Below are 17,934 nucleotides of genomic sequence, written 5' to 3'. Positions count from 1 at the left end.
TATGCTAATGTCTTTTAGCAAGAAACCAGGGGATTAATACAAATAAAAGTAATCCACCGATTAAAAAAGATTCAAAGATAAAAACATTACCAACCGGTATTTGTGTGGGCGGTACGAATCCGATAACAATTGCTGTTAGACAACAGAGAATCCCAATGATACATAATAACCACATCACCATATTACCACCTGGAACGGTGTAGCCTCGATTCAGGTTGGGTTTACTATATCGTAGTTTAATAGCAGCAGCAAACATAAAGACATAGACCAATAAGGCCATTTGCGCACACAGATCACTTAACATCCAGTAGGCCGCATTAATTGAATCTAACAAAATAAAAGCTGTACTAAGAAGGGTAAAAATAATAGCTTGTGCAAAGAGAATTTTTGTTGGAGCACCGTATTTATTTGTATGGGCGAATATTGCAGGTAAAGAGCCATCCCTCGCTGAAACCATTAATCCTTTTGTGGGACCGATAATCCAAGCCGAAACTCCACTGAGTCCACCTAAAATAATTAAAATGGCAATAATTGAGGTCATCCAGGGCATATTATATGCATTAAAAAAAACAGCATAAGCATCGATTAGCCCAGATACCACACTTAAACTTTCATTGGGGACCACGACCATAATAGCTATTGAGCCTAACGAAAGTGTAGAAATGACTAAAATAGTTGAATATAAAAGTGCTTTTGGATAATCCCGTTGGGGATTTTTTACTTCTTCAGCATGAACTGCTGACATCTCCATACCAAGAAGACCAAATAATACTACTGCAAATAAGGATAAATTACCAAATGAACTGAAGTCAGGTAACCATGTCGTTGGATAGCCGACAACCATAGGTTTTCCTTGAACTGCCCATAGTATTGCTAAAAAAATAATAAACAGCATTGGAAATATAGTCCCTATTGTTGCTCCAATAGTGCTTACTATGCTTGATACTTTCATTCCAAAGCAATTGAGTAGCGTAAACAACCAAAACAGACCCAGCACGGTACCCAACAAGTAATACTTGTTGCTCCCTAATTCTGGGACTATTAGATAGGATAGGGTTGCCGCGATAAAAGCCAGTATCGTTGGATACCATACCACATTATATATCCACTGTAGCCAAATAGTAATAAAAGCTGCTCGTTTACCGAATGCTTCGCGAACCCATACGTATATTCCACCAGTTTCGGGATAGGTTGTTGCTAATTCTGCCGCCACTAAAGATACAGGAATAAAAAAGGCAAATGCAGCTACAACGTAATAAGAGACTAATGTAAGTCCAAGTTTGGCACTAATAGGCAAAGTACGTAAGCTATCAACAGCAATAACGTTAATCATTACTAATGAAAAAACACTTAGAACCTTTTTAGGGTGATTCATGATTTGTCCTTAACAAATGCGGTACAAGCAAAACTTTGAATGCGCAATGCCATTATCATTAATGAAATTAAAACTAAAAAGTAGTTTGATTTTTAGAATCATAAAAAAGTGAGCATTAGATATTTGGGTGAACTGAATCTCAGAGCGGTTGGGCCTCAGGCCCAACCCAGACGTTAACCTAATCATCTCAATTACACAGGTTCCTGAGAACGTATTGAAGAATCCCACCATTTTTATAATATTCTAATTCATCAGCAGTATCGATACGGCATAATGCTTTGATCTTCTCAACTTGACCATTGGAACGCTCAATGGTGACAGGAACCATTGAACCAGGCATTAATGAATCAGTTACGTCGATGCTAACACGCTCATCTCCTTTCAAATCGAGAGTTTTACGAGTTATACCTTCACAAAATTGTAGAGGTAAAACACCCATGCCGATTAAATTTGACCGGTGAATGCGTTCAAAGCTTTCAGTAAGAACGGCTTTGACTCCAAGTAAATTGGTGCCTTTTGCTGCCCAATCCCTTGAAGAGCCAGTACCGTATTCTTTCCCAGCAATCACTACGAGATCATGATGATCTTTTTGATAAAGCATTGCTGCATCGTAAATGGGCATAACTTCCCCAGATGGAATATACCGGGTAATGCCACCTTCTTGTCCCGGAGTCATTTCATTGCGGATGCGAATGTTAGCAAAAGTACCTCTCATCATTACTTCATGGTTACCACGACGAGAGCCATAGGAGTTAAACTCCTTTTCATCAACCCCTTTGGATTTTAAGTACAAACCTGCTGGAGAGTTCGCTTTGATTGAGCCTGCTGGAGAGATGTGATCGGTTGTAATTGAATCACCAAATAAAGCCAAAATATAAGCCTGTTTGATTGATTTAATTGAATCAGGTTTTGCTTTTAGATGATCAAAAAACGGTGGATGTTGAATGTATGTTGAATTTGCGTCCCATTCATAGGTTTTTCCAGTGCTTGTTTTAATTGATTGCCAGTGTTCGTCACCGAGAAAAACTTCCGCATATTCTTTACGGAACATGCCACCAGTAACTTTAGATACCTCAGTAGCAATTTCAGCATTAGATGGCCAAATATCTTTGAGATACACATCATTCCCTTTATCATCTTTGCCAATAGGATCTTTACTTAGATCGATTGTGGTCGTTCCGCATAAAGCATAAGCAACTACTAAAGGCGGAGATGCTAACCAGTTTGCTCTGACTTGTGGATGTACACGGCCTTCAAAGTTTCGGTTTCCTGATAAAACAGCTGAAACGACGAGATCGTTATCACTGACGCAGTGAGAAATAGCATCCGGAAGTGGACCCGAGTTACCGATACATGTAGTACAGCCATAGCCAACTAAATTAAAACCTAATTGATCCAAATAAGGTTGTAACCCTGCTTGTTTGAGATAATCTGTAACTACTTTAGATCCAGGAGCTAAAGAAGACTTAACCCAAGGTTTGCGTTGGAGGCCTTTTTCAATAGCTTTTTTGGCTACTAAACCTGCTGCCATGAGTACACTTGGGTTTGATGTATTGGTGCAACTGGTAATGGCGGCAATAACCACATGGCCGTGTTTCATTTGGAAATCATGATTTTTAACTGGGAACGAAGAATTTGTTTCCTGTTCTTTCCCAGCTTCCTTAAGAAACTTATCGAATTCCACAGGTAGCGTATTTAAAGTTACTTTGTCTTGTGGGCGTTTCGGGCCAGCTAATGATGGGACAACAGAACTCAAATCAAGTTCTAGGGTGTCTGTAAATACAGGATCTTCGCTGTCATTTTCATACCACATACCTTGGGCTTTAGCGTACGCTTCGACCAATGCAATAGTATGTTTATCACGGCCGGTCAACTCTAAATAACGAATGGTTTCTTTGTCTACTGGGAAAAAACCACATGTAGCGCCGTATTCCGGAGCCATATTAGAAATTGTAGCGCGATCAGCAAGGGGCAAATCACTTAACCCAGGGCCATAAAATTCAACAAATTTGCCAACCACACCTTTTTTTCTAAGCATTTGGGTTACAGTGAGTACGAGGTCGGTTGCAGTGATTCCTTCCTTCATTTTTCCATGTAATTTAAATCCGATAACCTCTGGGATCAACATGGATACAGGCTGTCCTAGCATGGCAGCTTCTGCTTCAATACCTCCAACCCCCCAACCGAGCACACCCAAGCCATTAATCATGGTTGTATGAGAATCTGTACCTACTAAAGTATCTGGATAGGCATATAAAGTGCCGTCTTCAATACTACTCCATACAGTTTTTCCTAAATATTCAAGATTTACTTGATGGCAAATCCCAGTTCCAGGTGGTACGACTTGGAAATTATTAAAAGCTTTTTGTCCCCAGCGTAAAAATTCATAACGCTCATTGTTTCGCTTCATTTCGATTTCAGTATTTACAGTTAAAGCGTCTTTACTGCCAAACTTATCAACCATAACTGAATGATCAATGACTAAGTCAACTGGAGATAATGGGGAGATTTTATCGGGATTACCACCCATTTTAACAATAGCATCTCGCATTGCGGCTAAATCAACTACAGCGGGAACTCCAGTGAAGTCTTGCATTAATACACGAGCAGGCCTAAATGCAATTTCATGTTGTGAGGTTTTATCGTTCAGCCAGTTGGCAACAGCTTTAATATCTTTAGTGGTAACTGTATTGTCATCTTCGAAACGCAATAGATTTTCAAGCAGCACTTTAAGCGAATAAGGAAGACGATGGATCCCATTTAAATGTTTCTGTTCCGCTTCTTTAAGGCTGTAATAATGATAAGTTTTTCCATCTACATGTAATTGAGATTTTGTTGATAAGCTGTCATGACCTACTTTCATAAGGAGCTCCTGAAATCAAAAACCGAATGATAGCTCAATTTTAAGAAAATTCCATGAGTTCTTATGAAATTAGGTCAGAACTTTTTAGAATACAGTAGCATTCTGAGTAAGCCCTGGACCATCGTCAAAATCTAATTCTGGATTATTGACTTTAGCAGCAGCTTCAAAAATAAGTTTTTCTAAACCCTTTACCTCTGAGGTATCAAGAGGCCCAGGGGTTAATAAAGAGGCAACACCAGGAGCCAACAGAGAAATACCAATTGGAAGTAAAATTGCAGTTATCAATGGATTAAAGAATAACGCAGCAAAGGAAGCTAAGATAAGCGCTGCACCTAAGATGGTCGCAGCTAGTGAGATATTATGCCGAAAGGGCTCTTCGATTACCTTAGTAACTCCCACTGGATAATAATTTTTATGGTTAAGATAAGAATCTACATAGGTACTAGTTTTAGGTGAGTCAGATATACACTTTGATAAGGTCTTAGCAAAAACATAATATTGAGCTAATATTCGTTGGGTTTCAAAAGGATCTGGGTTTTGCTTCAGGGCAGTCTCAAACTCCTGCCTTCTCAAGGCCAGCAAATCAAGAAAAGCGTTTTTATTATTTTCTTCAATTAGTAATTTCAACGCTTTATTAATCATATCCGAAACTGATTCGTGCGTATATTTTGGCTTATAAAATGAATTTTTACCGTACATGATATTTACTCTTCAATATTTTGAGTGCGCAGATTAACATTGTTTGATTTGATTTAAAATAGCTCTTTTAGGTTAATTTACACTCAAGAAATATTTTTTAACAAAAAATTAATAGTTATGTGTTTATTATTAATTGGTATGGATATTGCTATCTAAATCTACAAATTTAGGAGAATTGGAATGACTGACTTGAGTAAAGCAATATCAAATCTACCCGCTATTGACCTTTTCTCAAATAATTTGTCGGATAACACTTTAGATGGCGAAATTTTGACGAAAACGGTAGAAAACTCACAGATGCAAAATCCTTTGTCAAATAATGATCCTAAGGACGTAGATGAGTTTCTATTTTTATTAACTCATATTGGGACCCCTATATCCAATCATCAAGAAGCTAAACAAAATTCGATTCCAGTTTCAGAAGTAATAGCATCATTGAGTTCCATAACTGGTGCTTCAGTAATTGATTCTGAAAAAGTGTTAGAAAACCCCATATCAGAAGAAACGAATGAAGAACAATCCGCACATGTTATGGAAGATAATGTTGCTGTTTCATGGATAAATTCTCCGTATTACCAGAATGTAATCGAAATGACAAAATTAAATATGGACCTACAAGATGACAAGGCAATTGAAAATAGAACCCCAATAATGCTTGAGACAGAAGAGGACGTTCCAACTTTCGGAGAAAATAGCGACGCTCAAATTCAAAACAGTTTAACTCAACAGGTGGTAGAAGATTGGGTTATTCAAAATGAATCTTTTTTATCTGAAGTGAAGCAGGAAGCTGATGCAAACTGGACAAGTAATGATCAGAAAACCGATTCAGTTGAGGATAAAAATATAAGTATAGGGGCAAATGGCGAGCTGAATGTAACAATAAAAACCCAAGAAACTCTAAACCCAGTTCAAAAATTTCAAAATGTGAATGAAAATATTATAACCCAAGAAGAACAACAAACCAATGCACCGGCTTTAATTGAAATTACAGAAGTATATGGCTTATTACCCAATTCTCATTCGTACCCAATGATAACACCGGATTCTTCAAATCTTATAGAGTCCACTGTGTCCAATATAACTTCAAGGAATATTCTAGCATCGCGTGAAGAACATACAAAATCAATGAGCTCACTGATTCCCTTGGGTCCTAACGCTAATTCCTTGGAAGTGGAAAATTTGGAGAACCAGATTATATTTCAGCCTTTAAATCAAATAGAAATTCAAAATGAAATTATGTTACCTACTGACTCAAAGCTAACCCATCTAATCGAGCATGTTAATGAAATAAACTTAGCATCCATGGTAAATGTACTGGCTACTGTGGAAATTAATACCCCGACTCGTACTCTCGATATATCTCAAACCCTAACTATACCTATGGAAATAAATAATCCGGAATGGTCAGACCAATTTTCACAGCATATTATCTGGCTTGGGCAGCAAGAGGTTAAAGGTGCAATAATTAAAATAAATCCTGAACACTTAGGACCGTTGGAAATAAGCCTTAAGATAATAAACGATACCGCTTCAATAAATATAACAACACATAATTCTCATGTACGTGATATTATTGATCAATCATTACCGAAACTACAGGTGATGATGGCGGACCAAGGTTTAAATTTATCAGAAGTGCACATTGATTCGGAAACCCATTCACGTCAATTTTCACAACAGAATACTCGAGACCCAGAAAAATTCCCTCAAGGAGATGTAGATGAGGTAACCCCCTTAAAAAATAAGAGGGTAATTAAAGGTTTGGTCGATTATTTTGCCTAAGTATTACTTTATTGATTAGAAGTATGAATTTTAACGACAACTTCTTTTACAGCGAATAACACGTCCACTCCAGCGGTCAATGAGACAGCTTCGACTACAGCCATGGCCTATGTATCTCCAGTCTGTCCAGTAAAATTTTCTATGATGACGGTGATGGCGGTAGTGGCGATAAGGTTGCGGGCCATAATATGAAGACGGCCCATAGTATCCAGAATGGTATCCCACAAAATATGCAAGCTGTTGAGCAGGTAGGGCGGAGGTCGCTTCTGCCTTAGCTATATTACTGTAAAGGAAACCTATAAGTATTGCGAAAGATAGAACAAGGAGCCGAAAAATCCTACAGTTTCGAATGGTAACTTTTTCCATGTTGCAACTCCATATTTTGTTGTTACATTAGGAATTATAGATTATAAATGATTTCCCTGAGCAATTTTTGGATACAATTTATGAAGGAAAAAATAATTCTAATTACTGGATGTTCTAGTGGAATTGGTTTTGATGCTGTTTTTACTCTGAAAAAAAGAGGGCATCGAGTTATTGGATCATGTAGAAAAAAAGAGGATGTGCAAAAGCTATTAGATAGCGGAGTAGAGGCCGTTCAACTGGATGTTTCGGACTCAACCTCAATTCAAAATGGGTTTGCGGAGGTATTGGTTAAAACAGCAGGGCGCTTAGATGTTTTAATTAATAACGCTGGGTATGGTCAAGCAGGGGCTCTGGAAGATATCAGACGTGATGTGATGAGGGCCCAATTCGAAACGAACGTTTTTGGGCTACTTGAACTTACTAATCAAGCGATCCCAATCATGCGTAAGCAAGGATATGGTCGTATTATAAATATAAGTTCAATTTTAGGCATTGTCAGTATGCCTTTTCGGGGAGCTTATAATGCATCTAAATATGCCGTAGAGGGTATAAGCGATACACTAAGATTGGAATTAAAATCTTCAGGTATTGATGTTATTACGATAGAACCTGGCCCTATAGAAAGTCGTTTTAGAGATAATTCTGTGGATAACTCATTAAACAACATTGATATGCAACATAGTTATTTCAGTAAACAGTATGAACGGATGTTGACTTCATTTAAGCAAAAAAAAACTGATTCTTTTTTTACTCGCAAAACAGAGGCGGTGATTGATAGTTTGATCCATGCAATTGAATCTAAAAAGCCTAAAGCCCGATATCCGGTAACATTTCCCGCCCATCTCATGATTTTTTTAAAATGGATTTTAAGCGTTAAAATGTTAGATAAATTCTTTTTGCAGGTTTCCAAAAAAGAACTCTCCTAATTGCACTTTCGAGCTAACCAACCGAGATAAAAAGGGGATGAAATAATAAACTTTTTAAAAAAAGGAAGAAAAACTCCAATTTCTTTGCTAATATCTAAATGGGTTAAAATCATTAACTATCAAGGAAGTAAAATATGAAAAAATCAACAATAGCTGTAGCTGCTCTTTTAACTGTATTAGCAGCTCCTGTAGTATCTGTTGCTTATGCAGATGATGCATCTACTACTACAAGTACTTGTAATGGTTGCAAAGGTTGCAAAGGTTGCAAAGGTTGCAAGGGTTGTACTGGCTGCAAAGGCTGCAAAGGTTGCAAGGGTTGTACTGGCTGCAGTGGTTGCTCAGGTGACTAATCTGTAGCTTGGGTTCTATCAAGAGGTAGTTCTCACTACCTCTTCTTTTTCCTCCCTAATGAAGTAAGAAATATGATTACTCATGCTGAATTCACGTTACCCAAACTTAGCAATTGGCACAAAAATATTTATTTGAATTACGCCAAGCAAGTTTTAGAAGCCCAACAATTAATGACAGCAAGAAAGGGTAAAAGCATCCTGCATTATACCTTACAAAAGAAACGGCGTTTTGAACGGATGAGTCATTATCCTCGCGGGGATCGTATTGATCGTAAAACTGGGGCTCAATATTTTTATCATTGTCATAGAGAAAATTATGAGAGTACGGAGCATGGTCATTTTCATTGCTTTTTACGTTATAAACACATACCCAAAAGTATCAAACCCGCTCCTTTAGCAGATTGGGATAAATATATTGATAATCCTATGACCCACTTGATTGCAATTGGCATGAATCAACTTGGGCAACCAATACGCTTATTCACGGTGAATCGCTGGGTTACTTCGGAAATTTGGTATAATGCGGAGTACAGTGCGCGTCTACTTAAATACTATAAAATGACGTTAAGTGATGATCCTTATTGGCAAGTTTTAGACCGCTGGGTTGAAGGGATGATTCATTTGTTTAAGCCACAAATTTTATGGTTGCATCAAGAGCGTGATAAAAAAATTATGCATCATCAAGCAAATAATAGTTCCATCGATAACCCGTATCTGGATTATGAGCTTGAGGAACTTTCAGAAATTCCAATTGACTTAAAACACCAAATTGAATGGATAATCAGATAGTAGTTCTTAATTGAGAGATTGATTTTTTAAACCAAATACTTGTTTAATAAGACTCTTCCAGTCTCCAACTTCAAAAATCAAAAGGATTAATCTGTACTATAATTTACATGCAAATTATAAATTCTTGGAGTATTTGCATGTCATCCCACGCTAAAAATAGGACTGTTGACGATATTGATTCTATACATGAATATTATATGGAAATTATCAATTCCATGCCTAACATCGTGTATTGGGTAGATACCGAATGTAATTTGAAGGGGTGTAATAATAACTTTGTCAAATTACTCGGGCTAAATACTCTTAAAGAACTCAAAGGATCTCCTTATCAAAAAATGGAGGAATTTGCCCATTGGAATAAGGAACGAGTAGAGGAATTAAAATTAGAAGATATGAGAGTGATATTTTCAGGTATTCCTCAACATAACGTAGAAGAAAAAGCGATTGAAGACTCTACAGGTAAACCTTATTACTTTCTCTCTTCTCGCGTACTAATGCATAATCGCAATAAAAAAGTAATTGGATTGATCGTTATTTTAAATGATATTACTTCAACTAAAGAAGCTGAAAAACATGTTGAGGTTTTACCAGAAGACACCCAAATGATTGAGCCTTCATTAAAGGAAAATTATTTACCCACTGTGCTAATGGTAGAAGATAATATTATTGCACAAAACGTTGAAAAAGCACTGCTCACTGCGTTACATTGTCGGGTTGATATCGCTGATTCTGCTGATAGCGCAATAAAATTATTTCAGCCCGGAAAATATGATTTGGTGTTAATGGATATTGGATTAGAAGATTCGTCTGGCTATGTTGTCGCAAAACAATTGCGTCAACAAGAGAAAAATACACAATACCATGTTCCTATAATTGCCCTAACTGGTTTTGAAGCAGATGTAGTCAAATACGATTGCCAGCATTATTTTATGGAAGGGGCAATTAGCAAACCTTTAACCTGTGAACAAGCCGAACAAATTATCAAACACTATGTATACCACATGGATGTTCCGGTGCGTGGTTTGAAGACAACTTAGTATGCTGCTATTATAATCATTTTAAATGAATTTTCTATGAGCAGTAATTCAACTGAAGTCGGTCGTATTTTATCTTTAGATGTTTTTCGTGGGCTGACTATGGCATTAATGGTTTTAGTCAATAGCCAGGGAACGCGAATGACCTTCCCTATACTAGAGCACGCTGAATGGAATGGATTTACATTAGCTGATTTTGTGTTTCCAGCTTTTTTATTTATAGTGGGAATTACTACTGTTATTAGTCTGAAAAGACATCTCAAAGTGGAGAGTAAAACATTACTCTATAGAAGCATCCTTACTCGTACGGTCCTTTTATTTTTATTTGGCATGTTCCTAAATGCATTTCCCTCTCATTTTGATTTAGCCACTGTGCGTGTTTATGGAATTTTACAACGCATCGCTTTTTGTTACTTCATTTGTGCTCTTCTTTATCTTAATACTTCTGTTAAGACTCAGTTTTTTATTTTTTTTGGCATTCTTATAGGATATTGGTATTTTCTGACCCAAATTCCTATCCCTGGTACTGGTATGGATCAATTAAGCATGACAAATAACTGGGTAAGCTATATAGATTCATCATTATTTTCACCTGTGCATCTATTATCGAAAACCTTTGATCCAGAGGGGCTTCTGAGCACTATCCCCGCAATTGCCACGACACTGTCGGGAGTCTTAGTAGGACATTTTTTGTTAACTCCAATTAATAAGCAAAAGAAAAGTATGATAATAATTGCAACAGGCATATTATCTCTTTTATTAGCTTGGATATGGAGTTACAACATCCCCATTAATAAAAATTTATGGACCAGCAGCTTTGTTTTATGGAGTAGTGGTTTTTCACTTATTGTTTTTGGTTTATGTTTTTTTATAATCGATGTTTTAGGGTATACAAAATGGTCCTTGCCTTTTAAGATCTTTGGCATGAATGCATTATTTATTTTTATTTTTCATGTGCTTTTGTTAAAAATTCAATCCATGTTTGTTGTTACACTGCCTAATGGGGCACACGACGTATTACGAGTTGCGATTTCAGAATATTTGTTTGGTGGTTTGGGTCCACAATGCGCAGGGTTATTTTACGCCTTACTTTTTCTTTTCTTTAATTTTTTAGTTGCCTCTTTTTTATATAGTCGAAAAATATTTGTTAAAATTTAAACAATTTCATGGGAGATTCAACGACTTTGCTCGCTCTGGCGTAGCCCTTACATATTGTTCATCCTTTGTGAGTTAGCTATAATAACAGGTTAGATTAAACTGTCTGAAGTTAATGGAGTGGTTTTCGATGCCAATTTATGAATACCAATGTTCAAGTTGTAATCATCATTTTGATTTGATGCAAAAAATTAGTGATGAGCCAGTTAAACAGTGTCCTGTATGTTATAAAGATACTGTAATTAAGCTTATTTCAGCTGCAGGCTTTCAACTTAAAGGTACTGGTTGGTACGCTACTGATTTTAAAAATAAAAACAGTAAACCTCCGGAGACTACCGCTAAAGATGAGAGCACTGCTTCTACGGAGAAGACGAAAGAGACTTCTTCGTCTAAAACTACTCAAGATGGTGACAAAAAGTGAAAACAAAGTCATTAAGAAGCTATTTACTCGCTGGATTGGTGGTATGGTTACCCATACTCATTACCATAGGAGTATTGCGCTTTATTATTGACTTACTTGACAATACCCTAGCTTTAATTCCTAAAGCCTATCAGCCTGAGCAGCTCATTGGGCATTATATTCCAGGTTTTGGAGTGATCTTATCGCTGCTCATTTTATTGATCACAGGGGTTGTTGCCACTAATTATTTTGGACAACGATTAGTAGAATGGGGAGAATCCATTCTTATCAAAATTCCTTTAGTCCGCTCAATTTATAAAGCAGTAAAACAAGTAATTAATGCGGTATTATCTACAAATAGCGAGGCCTTCCGTAAAGTAGTTTTAATTGAGTATCCACGTAAAGGATTATGGAGTATTGCCTTTCAAACAGGTGCAGGAAATACTTCGATAAATAATAAAACAAAAGATGAAATGATATCTGTATTTATACCTACTACTCCTAACCCTACTTCAGGCTTCCTCATAATGACTCCTAGAAGTGATGTAATTGAGTTAGATATGAGTATTGATGAAGCACTGAAATTTATAATTTCTTTAGGAGTAATGCCGCCTGCATCAGAGGCAGCGTTAGCAAACAATTTGTAAAAATTTAAATAGGCGGTTTTATATGCGTACACACTACTGTTTGGGCGTCGATGAGTCAAGTTTAGGTAAAGAGGTTGTCGTATGTGGCTGGGTACATCATCGTCGAGATCATGGTGGTGTGATATTTCTTGATGTTCGCGATAGCTCAGGTTTATTGCAAGTAGTGTATGAACCAGAAAATAAAATATCTTTTTCTGACGCAGAAAAATTACGTTCTGAATTTGTGGTTCGTATCACAGGAATTGTACGTAAAAGACCAGAAGGAATGATTAATGATGCAATGGCCACTGGTAAGGTAGAGGTGGTTGGCACAAAGCTGGAAATACTTAATCAGTCACCGACACCACCATTCTTACCTGATGATTTCCAAGTTGTGAATGAAGATTTACGTTATAAGTATCGCTACATTGATTTGCGTCGCCCTTCAATGAAACATAAATTATTGATACGTCATCAGTTAAACAGCTGTATTCGAAATTATCTCAATCAGTATGGTTTCCTTGATATTGAAACACCAATGCTTACAAAAGCTACTCCAGAAGGGGCTCGTGATTATCTTGTTCCTTCTAGAGTACACCCTGGATCTTTTTATGCGTTACCTCAATCTCCACAGCTCTTTAAGCAGTTATTAATGATTTCGGGGTTTGATAAGTATTATCAGATCGTTCGTTGTTTTCGTGATGAAGATTTACGCGCTGATAGACAACCTGAGTTTACACAGCTTGATATTGAAATGGCTTTCATAGATGAGGAAAGCATTTTAAATCTCATTGAAGGGTTATTAAAAACTGTATTTAAGCAAGTTCTTAATGTAGAGCTACCCGAAAAGTTACGTAGAATGTCTTATGCTGAAGCGATGCGACGTTTCGGTAGTGATAAGCCAGATTTACGCAATCCTTTAGAGTTAATTGATGTTGCGGATTTAGTAAAAGACTGTGATTTTAAAGTGTTTTCTGCTGCCGCTAATGATTCAGAATCACGAGTGATTGCTTTACGATTACCTGGTGGATGTGACCTAAGTAGAAAAGATCTCGATGATTATGGTCGTTTTGTAGGAATTTATGGTGCTAAGGGCCTTGCTTACATAAAGGTAAATAATCTTGACGAAGGCATGGCCGGACTACAATCGCCTATTTTAAAGTTTCTATCTGATGAATCTGTACAAGCCATATTGAAACGCACAGAAGCTAAAACGGGCGATGTTATTTTCTTTGGTTCGGATAAAAGTCATATTGTTAATGAATCTATGGGAGCACTAAGAATTAAATTAGGCCATGATAGAAAGCTACTCAGAGAGGGTTGGGAATTATTATGGATTGTTGATTGGCCCATGTTTGAAAGAGACTATGAAAATAACAAATTGAATCCTATGCATCATCCATTTACTTCCCCTAAGGATCTATCACCTGAAAATCTACGTGCTAATCCAACCCATACATTAGCAAAAGCTTATGATATAGTAATTAATGGTTATGAGATCGGTGGGGGCTCCATACGCATTCATCAATCGGATTTACAAAAGGCAGTTTTTGAATTGCTTGGAATTAATGAGCAAGAAGCTCAGGAAAAGTTTGGCTTTTTACTGGATGCCTTGCAATATGGTGCGCCACCACATGGTGGTATTGCTCTTGGTATCGATCGCCTTGCAATGTTACTTACAGACTCAACATCAATTAGAGATGTTATTGCTTTTCCTAAAACTCAAACAGCATCGTGTCTTTTAACGAGTGCGCCATCACCTACGGGTAATGCACAATTAAATGAATTAGGAATAAGACTTGCTCCAACTACGCAGACTAAAACGAGTTAGAAACTTAGCTAAACTCGTAAAAAACATGATTATCCCTGCAAAATCAGGGATCTATTCTCCTATGGGTACAAGAGCTAACTTGGAAGAAAATCTTTGTACTCTTAGGGGTAATTTTTTCTTAAGAAAAGTCAACTCATCAATGATAAGTCGTATCTCTTTGGGCTTTTTATTTTGTTTACTTTTTTCGGCTTCCTTTGCTACGCCTGCACCAATGAAAAAGCAGGCTACTTTTTCTGAATATTTAACTCAAGAAAAAATACATTTAATAACTGCTATTCAAGATGCAAAACAAACAATACAGCTAAAAAGCGAGAAAGAGTTTAGCGCTAAGATGAAGTTGGTCTCGGCGATACATTCAATGACTCAAGTTAAAATTGAAAGCCTAGAAAGTTTCTTAGAACATCAAAATAAAGAACAAAACTATCTTAATCAACGTTTAAAACAGCTTCAACAGATGCCTCTGGATAAAGAGAATACGACCATACCTGAACGTGTAGAGAGAGTAGAAAATTTAATCAATATTAACAAACAAACAACCCAACTTATTACTGAAAATTTAAAACTTGCTAAAGAATATCAATCCGCTTTAGATGATGAGATAAAACATTTGGAGTCTTGGCATTCGAATTTTGTGCTAGAACAAAAACTAGTACGGATTAAGTCGCTCAAAGAGCAACTTAATAAACGTTTAAGTACGCTTTATGACACCAACGTTAATGTAAATAATCAACCCGATAAACGATCTAAGACATCACCAAAACTTCTAGCAGCAGACTATGAAGCAATGTTGTTGATTAATAATCAAAATATTGCAGCAATTCAAAACCAGTTAAATGCTTTAAATATACAAAAGACAGTGGTTAAAGGGGATATGGTTTATCTTAAAAATCCAGATACCAAAAATTTGCAGCTTATCACAGAGATTTATAAAGATGCCTTAAATCAATACGCTAAAATTGAAAAGTCGATACAGCACATCCAAAATTTTCTGAATAAAGAAACAAGACTTGTAGTAGCCCCAACGTTAAAGAAATCAATAAGCACTTTACAAAATACTTTAGCGCAACAAGTTAATGAAGCCAATATACAAAAACAACTTTTACTTAAGAGCTTGTCTGATTATCAAGCTCAGCTTAAAACCCTCATATCTTCACGCCAAACACTTGCTGACTATAGTTTTAGCAGTTGGCCAATTATTCTAAAGAAAATAGTAGCTATTCCAGGTTTGTTTTATAAATACCTAAAAACATTAAGCGTAAAAGTTTATGACAGTTATTTGTGGTTAAGTACTGTATCCATGGTTATCTTGTGGGGTGGATTTGCGCTGATTGCTGGGTTTTTCTTTTTGATAAGCCGTATTTTAAAGATTATTCGAAGAGACAAAGAGCGGTCCCGTCTAACAGGTTACCTGTATGATGGCGTTTTAGTTCTCATACAAAGAAATCTCCCTTATTTTTGTATCGTTTCAATGCTCTGGGCATTACTTTACGTAACCCATATTTCTTTTTCAAATTACCAATTGCTGTTTAAATTAATTGCGGTGTGGTTCACTTTTAAGATATTAATTTTAATAGCACGTTTGGTGTTATTGGAACGAATTACAGACTCCTCAGGTAAGGATGTTAAACTTTATTATCGTTTGAAATGGTTATTACTATTCGGTGGTTGGACCACCGCATTAATGACTATCGGCCATTTATTACCCTTATCGATATTGCTTCAAGATATATTTAATCGTTTATTTATGCTCTTTATTTTAACCGTCTCTCTGGTTATATGGAAAAGTAAAGATGTTATTCCCTATCTTCTGCGACCTTTATTCAAGAGTCAGAAAAGATATGTTAGTAACGCTATTTCATTATTGGTTATTCTAGTACCGCTTACATTACTAACTACGGGCGTAATAGGGTTATATGGATTTATCGGTTTAGCATGGAGCCTTAGTCAATATCTTGCTTATGCATTACTGGTACTCGTAGGATACATCATTGCTAGAGGTTTGTTATTCGATGCATTGGAGTTATTTTCTGAATTGATGATCTCTTCATTACGTAACGGATGGTTATGGGTGGAAGTTTTTTTAAAGCCCTTAGATAATATTTTACGAATTTTACTATTAATAGCGAGCATTCATGTTCTATTCCAATTATTTGGTTGGAATTCTGATTCCTTAGTTATGATCAACTTAGGTAAATTTGCTCAATATACCATTGTGAATATCCCAGGGATCCACGTTACGGTGACAAGCACCCTGGAATTTCTTATTTTACTTGCAGTGTGTGTTTGGGCTTCTAAATGGACGCGCGAATTTTGTTATCGCTGGTTGTATAAAAACGTCAAAGATGCAGGAATACGTAACAGTCTTTCTGTTTTTACCCAGTACGCGATTATACTTTTAGGTGGTTTTGTTTCTCTCCACGTACTTGGATTTGATTTTAGTGGTATGTCCATGATTATTGGAGGTCTTGCTGTAGGCATGGGGTTTGGTTTACGTGATTTTGCAAGTAATATTGTAGGTGGTCTTATGTTGCTTGTAGAAAGACCTGTACGCGAGGGTGACTTGGTAACTATAGGTGAGCATGAAGGGCGTGTTGCCCATATCGGCATTCGTTCTATGAGGGTTTGCTCTTGGGATAATATGGAAGTTCTGATCCCTAACGCAGAAACATTTAATAAACCATTTACTAACTGGACCCACCAGGACGGTATTGTCAGAACAGTTATACCAATAAAAGTGAGTCGCTCTGATGATCCAGTAATAGTCAAACAATTGATAGAGGATATCTTGGCTACAACCCCAGAAATTGTTAGTGATCCTCCGGCTCAAGTTTTTCTTAAGAAAATTGATGAAGCATTGCTTGAATTTGAAGCACGATATTTTATCAATGTTCAAATTCATACCCGGTTTGAAGTACGATCTAAAGTATTATTTGCTATTATGACTCAATTCAAAGCCGCAAATATTAGACCTCCAATTGAACCACTCGCTATTGAAATTAAAGAAGGCCATGTTGACCTCAGTACAAAAAAACAGACCGCCGAAAACTGAAGCGGAATTGCTTGAACGTTGCAATTCTATTGCGGGCCTTAGTTTTGCACAATTAGGTTTGGGTTTAGAGTTGTTAATTCCGGCTTATCCTAATCAACGAAAAGGGTGGGTTGGTCAAGCTATTGAGTTGGCGTTGGGCACCGACGCCCAGAATAAATCAGTACCTGATTTTCAAGCTTTAGGCATAGAATTAAAAACACTTCCTCTAAATAACTCTGGAACACCTACAGAATCCACGTTCATTACTTCCATTCCGTTGCTTACTATTCATAAACAGCAATGGAAATCTTCTCAATGCTATGCCAAATTAAAACGAATTTTATGGGTTCCGGTAGAAGGGGATAAAGATATTCCTTATTCGCAGAGAAGGATCGGACAAGGTTTTTTATGGTCACCCGATGATGCAGAGGAGCGTATTTTAGCAGAGGATTGGAATTATCTATCATTTCAAATCAGTAGCGGGAATATTCAGACACTCGATGCAAAATCCGGAGAATATTTGCAGGTGAGACCCAAGGCTGCCCATGGAAAATCATTATGTTATGGTTATGATGTTTATGGAAATAAAATCAAAACATTACCGCGCGGATTTTATTTAAGAAGCCGTTTTACCGCAAAAATTTTAACCTTCTCTATGGATCTTATTAGAGAAAAGGGAGTTAATTCAAAATAACCCAATTGTATGCTGC

At 36.7% G+C, this 17,934-nt stretch carries 14 protein-coding genes; 11 read left to right on the top strand and 3 right to left on the bottom strand.

The features are described from left to right. Window positions 1-4: 4 nt before the first annotated feature. From ACWTE2_RS18160 to ACWTE2_RS18150, 3 genes are all read right to left on the bottom strand, one after another. Window positions 5-1,375 carry an APC family permease gene (locus ACWTE2_RS18160; RefSeq protein ID WP_454783772.1) on the bottom strand — a complete coding sequence of 457 codons (1,371 nt, stop codon included), beginning with the start codon at window positions 1,373-1,375 and terminating at the stop codon, window positions 5-7. A 187-nt stretch (window positions 1,376-1,562) separates the two neighbouring features. Next, complete coding sequence (gene acnA / locus ACWTE2_RS18155; protein ID WP_454783771.1) at window positions 1,563-4,238, bottom strand: aconitate hydratase AcnA; 2,676 nt, start codon at window positions 4,236-4,238, stop codon at window positions 1,563-1,565. Between the two features lie 84 nt (window positions 4,239-4,322). After that, on the bottom strand, window positions 4,323-4,937 hold the full coding sequence (locus ACWTE2_RS18150) for a lpg1689 family Dot/Icm T4SS effector (RefSeq protein ID WP_454783770.1): 615 nt from the start codon (window positions 4,935-4,937) through the stop codon (window positions 4,323-4,325). 180 nt (window positions 4,938-5,117) lie between these two features. Between ACWTE2_RS18150 and ACWTE2_RS18145 the strand changes: the two genes are divergently transcribed. From ACWTE2_RS18145 to mutH, 11 genes are all read left to right on the top strand, one after another. Then, the gene (locus tag ACWTE2_RS18145; protein ID WP_454783769.1) at window positions 5,118-6,719 is read left to right on the top strand and encodes a flagellar hook-length control protein FliK; all 1,602 of its coding nucleotides are present in this window, start codon (window positions 5,118-5,120) and stop codon (window positions 6,717-6,719) included. Between the two features lie 446 nt (window positions 6,720-7,165). Continuing rightward, window positions 7,166-8,011: an SDR family NAD(P)-dependent oxidoreductase gene (locus ACWTE2_RS18140; protein ID WP_454783768.1), complete on the top strand. Its 846-nt coding sequence runs from the start codon at window positions 7,166-7,168 to the stop codon at window positions 8,009-8,011. Window positions 8,012-8,145: 134 nt separating this feature from the next. After that, the gene (locus tag ACWTE2_RS18135; RefSeq protein WP_454783767.1) at window positions 8,146-8,361 is read left to right on the top strand and encodes a hypothetical protein; all 216 of its coding nucleotides are present in this window, start codon (window positions 8,146-8,148) and stop codon (window positions 8,359-8,361) included. A 72-nt stretch (window positions 8,362-8,433) separates the two neighbouring features. Continuing rightward, window positions 8,434-9,150 carry a DUF6969 family protein gene (locus tag ACWTE2_RS18130; protein ID WP_182390697.1) on the top strand — a complete coding sequence of 239 codons (717 nt, stop codon included), beginning with the start codon at window positions 8,434-8,436 and terminating at the stop codon, window positions 9,148-9,150. A 137-nt stretch (window positions 9,151-9,287) separates the two neighbouring features. After that, on the top strand, window positions 9,288-10,187 hold the full coding sequence (locus ACWTE2_RS18125; RefSeq protein ID WP_454783766.1) for a response regulator: 900 nt from the start codon (window positions 9,288-9,290) through the stop codon (window positions 10,185-10,187). Between the two features lie 36 nt (window positions 10,188-10,223). Next, window positions 10,224-11,342, top strand: a complete 1,119-nt coding sequence (locus tag ACWTE2_RS18120) for an acyltransferase family protein (RefSeq protein WP_454783765.1) — start codon at window positions 10,224-10,226, stop codon at window positions 11,340-11,342. 127 nt (window positions 11,343-11,469) lie between these two features. Beyond that, window positions 11,470-11,760 (top strand): FmdB family zinc ribbon protein, encoded by a 291-nt coding sequence (locus ACWTE2_RS18115; protein WP_182390694.1) that lies wholly within the window; start codon window positions 11,470-11,472, stop codon window positions 11,758-11,760. Then, window positions 11,757-12,386, top strand: a complete 630-nt coding sequence (locus ACWTE2_RS18110; RefSeq protein ID WP_182390693.1) for a DUF502 domain-containing protein — start codon at window positions 11,757-11,759, stop codon at window positions 12,384-12,386. The genes ACWTE2_RS18115 and ACWTE2_RS18110 overlap by 4 nt, the downstream gene beginning before the upstream one ends. 22 nt (window positions 12,387-12,408) lie before the next feature. Beyond that, window positions 12,409-14,196, top strand: coding sequence for an aspartate--tRNA ligase (aspS, locus tag ACWTE2_RS18105; RefSeq protein ID WP_454783764.1), 1,788 nt, complete (start codon window positions 12,409-12,411; stop codon window positions 14,194-14,196). 139 nt (window positions 14,197-14,335) lie between these two features. Continuing rightward, window positions 14,336-17,245, top strand: coding sequence for a mechanosensitive ion channel domain-containing protein (locus ACWTE2_RS18100; protein ID WP_454784421.1), 2,910 nt, complete (start codon window positions 14,336-14,338; stop codon window positions 17,243-17,245). Next, window positions 17,205-17,918 (top strand): DNA mismatch repair endonuclease MutH, encoded by a 714-nt coding sequence (gene mutH / locus ACWTE2_RS18095; protein ID WP_454783763.1) that lies wholly within the window; start codon window positions 17,205-17,207, stop codon window positions 17,916-17,918. The genes ACWTE2_RS18100 and mutH overlap by 41 nt, the downstream gene beginning before the upstream one ends. The last annotated feature ends 16 nt before the right edge of the window (window positions 17,919-17,934 follow it).

The sequence above is a fragment of the Legionella nigrisilvae genome, from assembly GCF_977063395.2.
Note: the sequence above shows the minus strand (reverse complement) of the source record. Positions and strands in the feature narration are given on the sequence as shown.

Coding starts and splice junctions, on each gene's coding strand:
- ACWTE2_RS18160 (WP_454783772.1), bottom strand. CDS start 1,375: ATGAATCACCCTAAAAAGGTTCTAAGTGTTTTTTCATTAGTAATGATT.
- acnA (WP_454783771.1), bottom strand. CDS start 4,238: ATGAAAGTAGGTCATGACAGCTTATCAACAAAATCTCAATTACATGTA.
- ACWTE2_RS18150 (WP_454783770.1), bottom strand. CDS start 4,937: ATGTACGGTAAAAATTCATTTTATAAGCCAAAATATACGCACGAATCA.
- ACWTE2_RS18145 (WP_454783769.1), top strand. CDS start 5,118: ATGACTGACTTGAGTAAAGCAATATCAAATCTACCCGCTATTGACCTT.
- ACWTE2_RS18140 (WP_454783768.1), top strand. CDS start 7,166: ATGAAGGAAAAAATAATTCTAATTACTGGATGTTCTAGTGGAATTGGT.
- ACWTE2_RS18135 (WP_454783767.1), top strand. CDS start 8,146: ATGAAAAAATCAACAATAGCTGTAGCTGCTCTTTTAACTGTATTAGCA.
- ACWTE2_RS18130 (WP_182390697.1), top strand. CDS start 8,434: ATGATTACTCATGCTGAATTCACGTTACCCAAACTTAGCAATTGGCAC.
- ACWTE2_RS18125 (WP_454783766.1), top strand. CDS start 9,288: ATGTCATCCCACGCTAAAAATAGGACTGTTGACGATATTGATTCTATA.
- ACWTE2_RS18120 (WP_454783765.1), top strand. CDS start 10,224: ATGAGCAGTAATTCAACTGAAGTCGGTCGTATTTTATCTTTAGATGTT.
- ACWTE2_RS18115 (WP_182390694.1), top strand. CDS start 11,470: ATGCCAATTTATGAATACCAATGTTCAAGTTGTAATCATCATTTTGAT.
- aspS (WP_454783764.1), top strand. CDS start 12,409: ATGCGTACACACTACTGTTTGGGCGTCGATGAGTCAAGTTTAGGTAAA.
- ACWTE2_RS18100 (WP_454784421.1), top strand. CDS start 14,336: ATGATAAGTCGTATCTCTTTGGGCTTTTTATTTTGTTTACTTTTTTCG.
- mutH (WP_454783763.1), top strand. CDS start 17,205: ATGTTGACCTCAGTACAAAAAAACAGACCGCCGAAAACTGAAGCGGAA.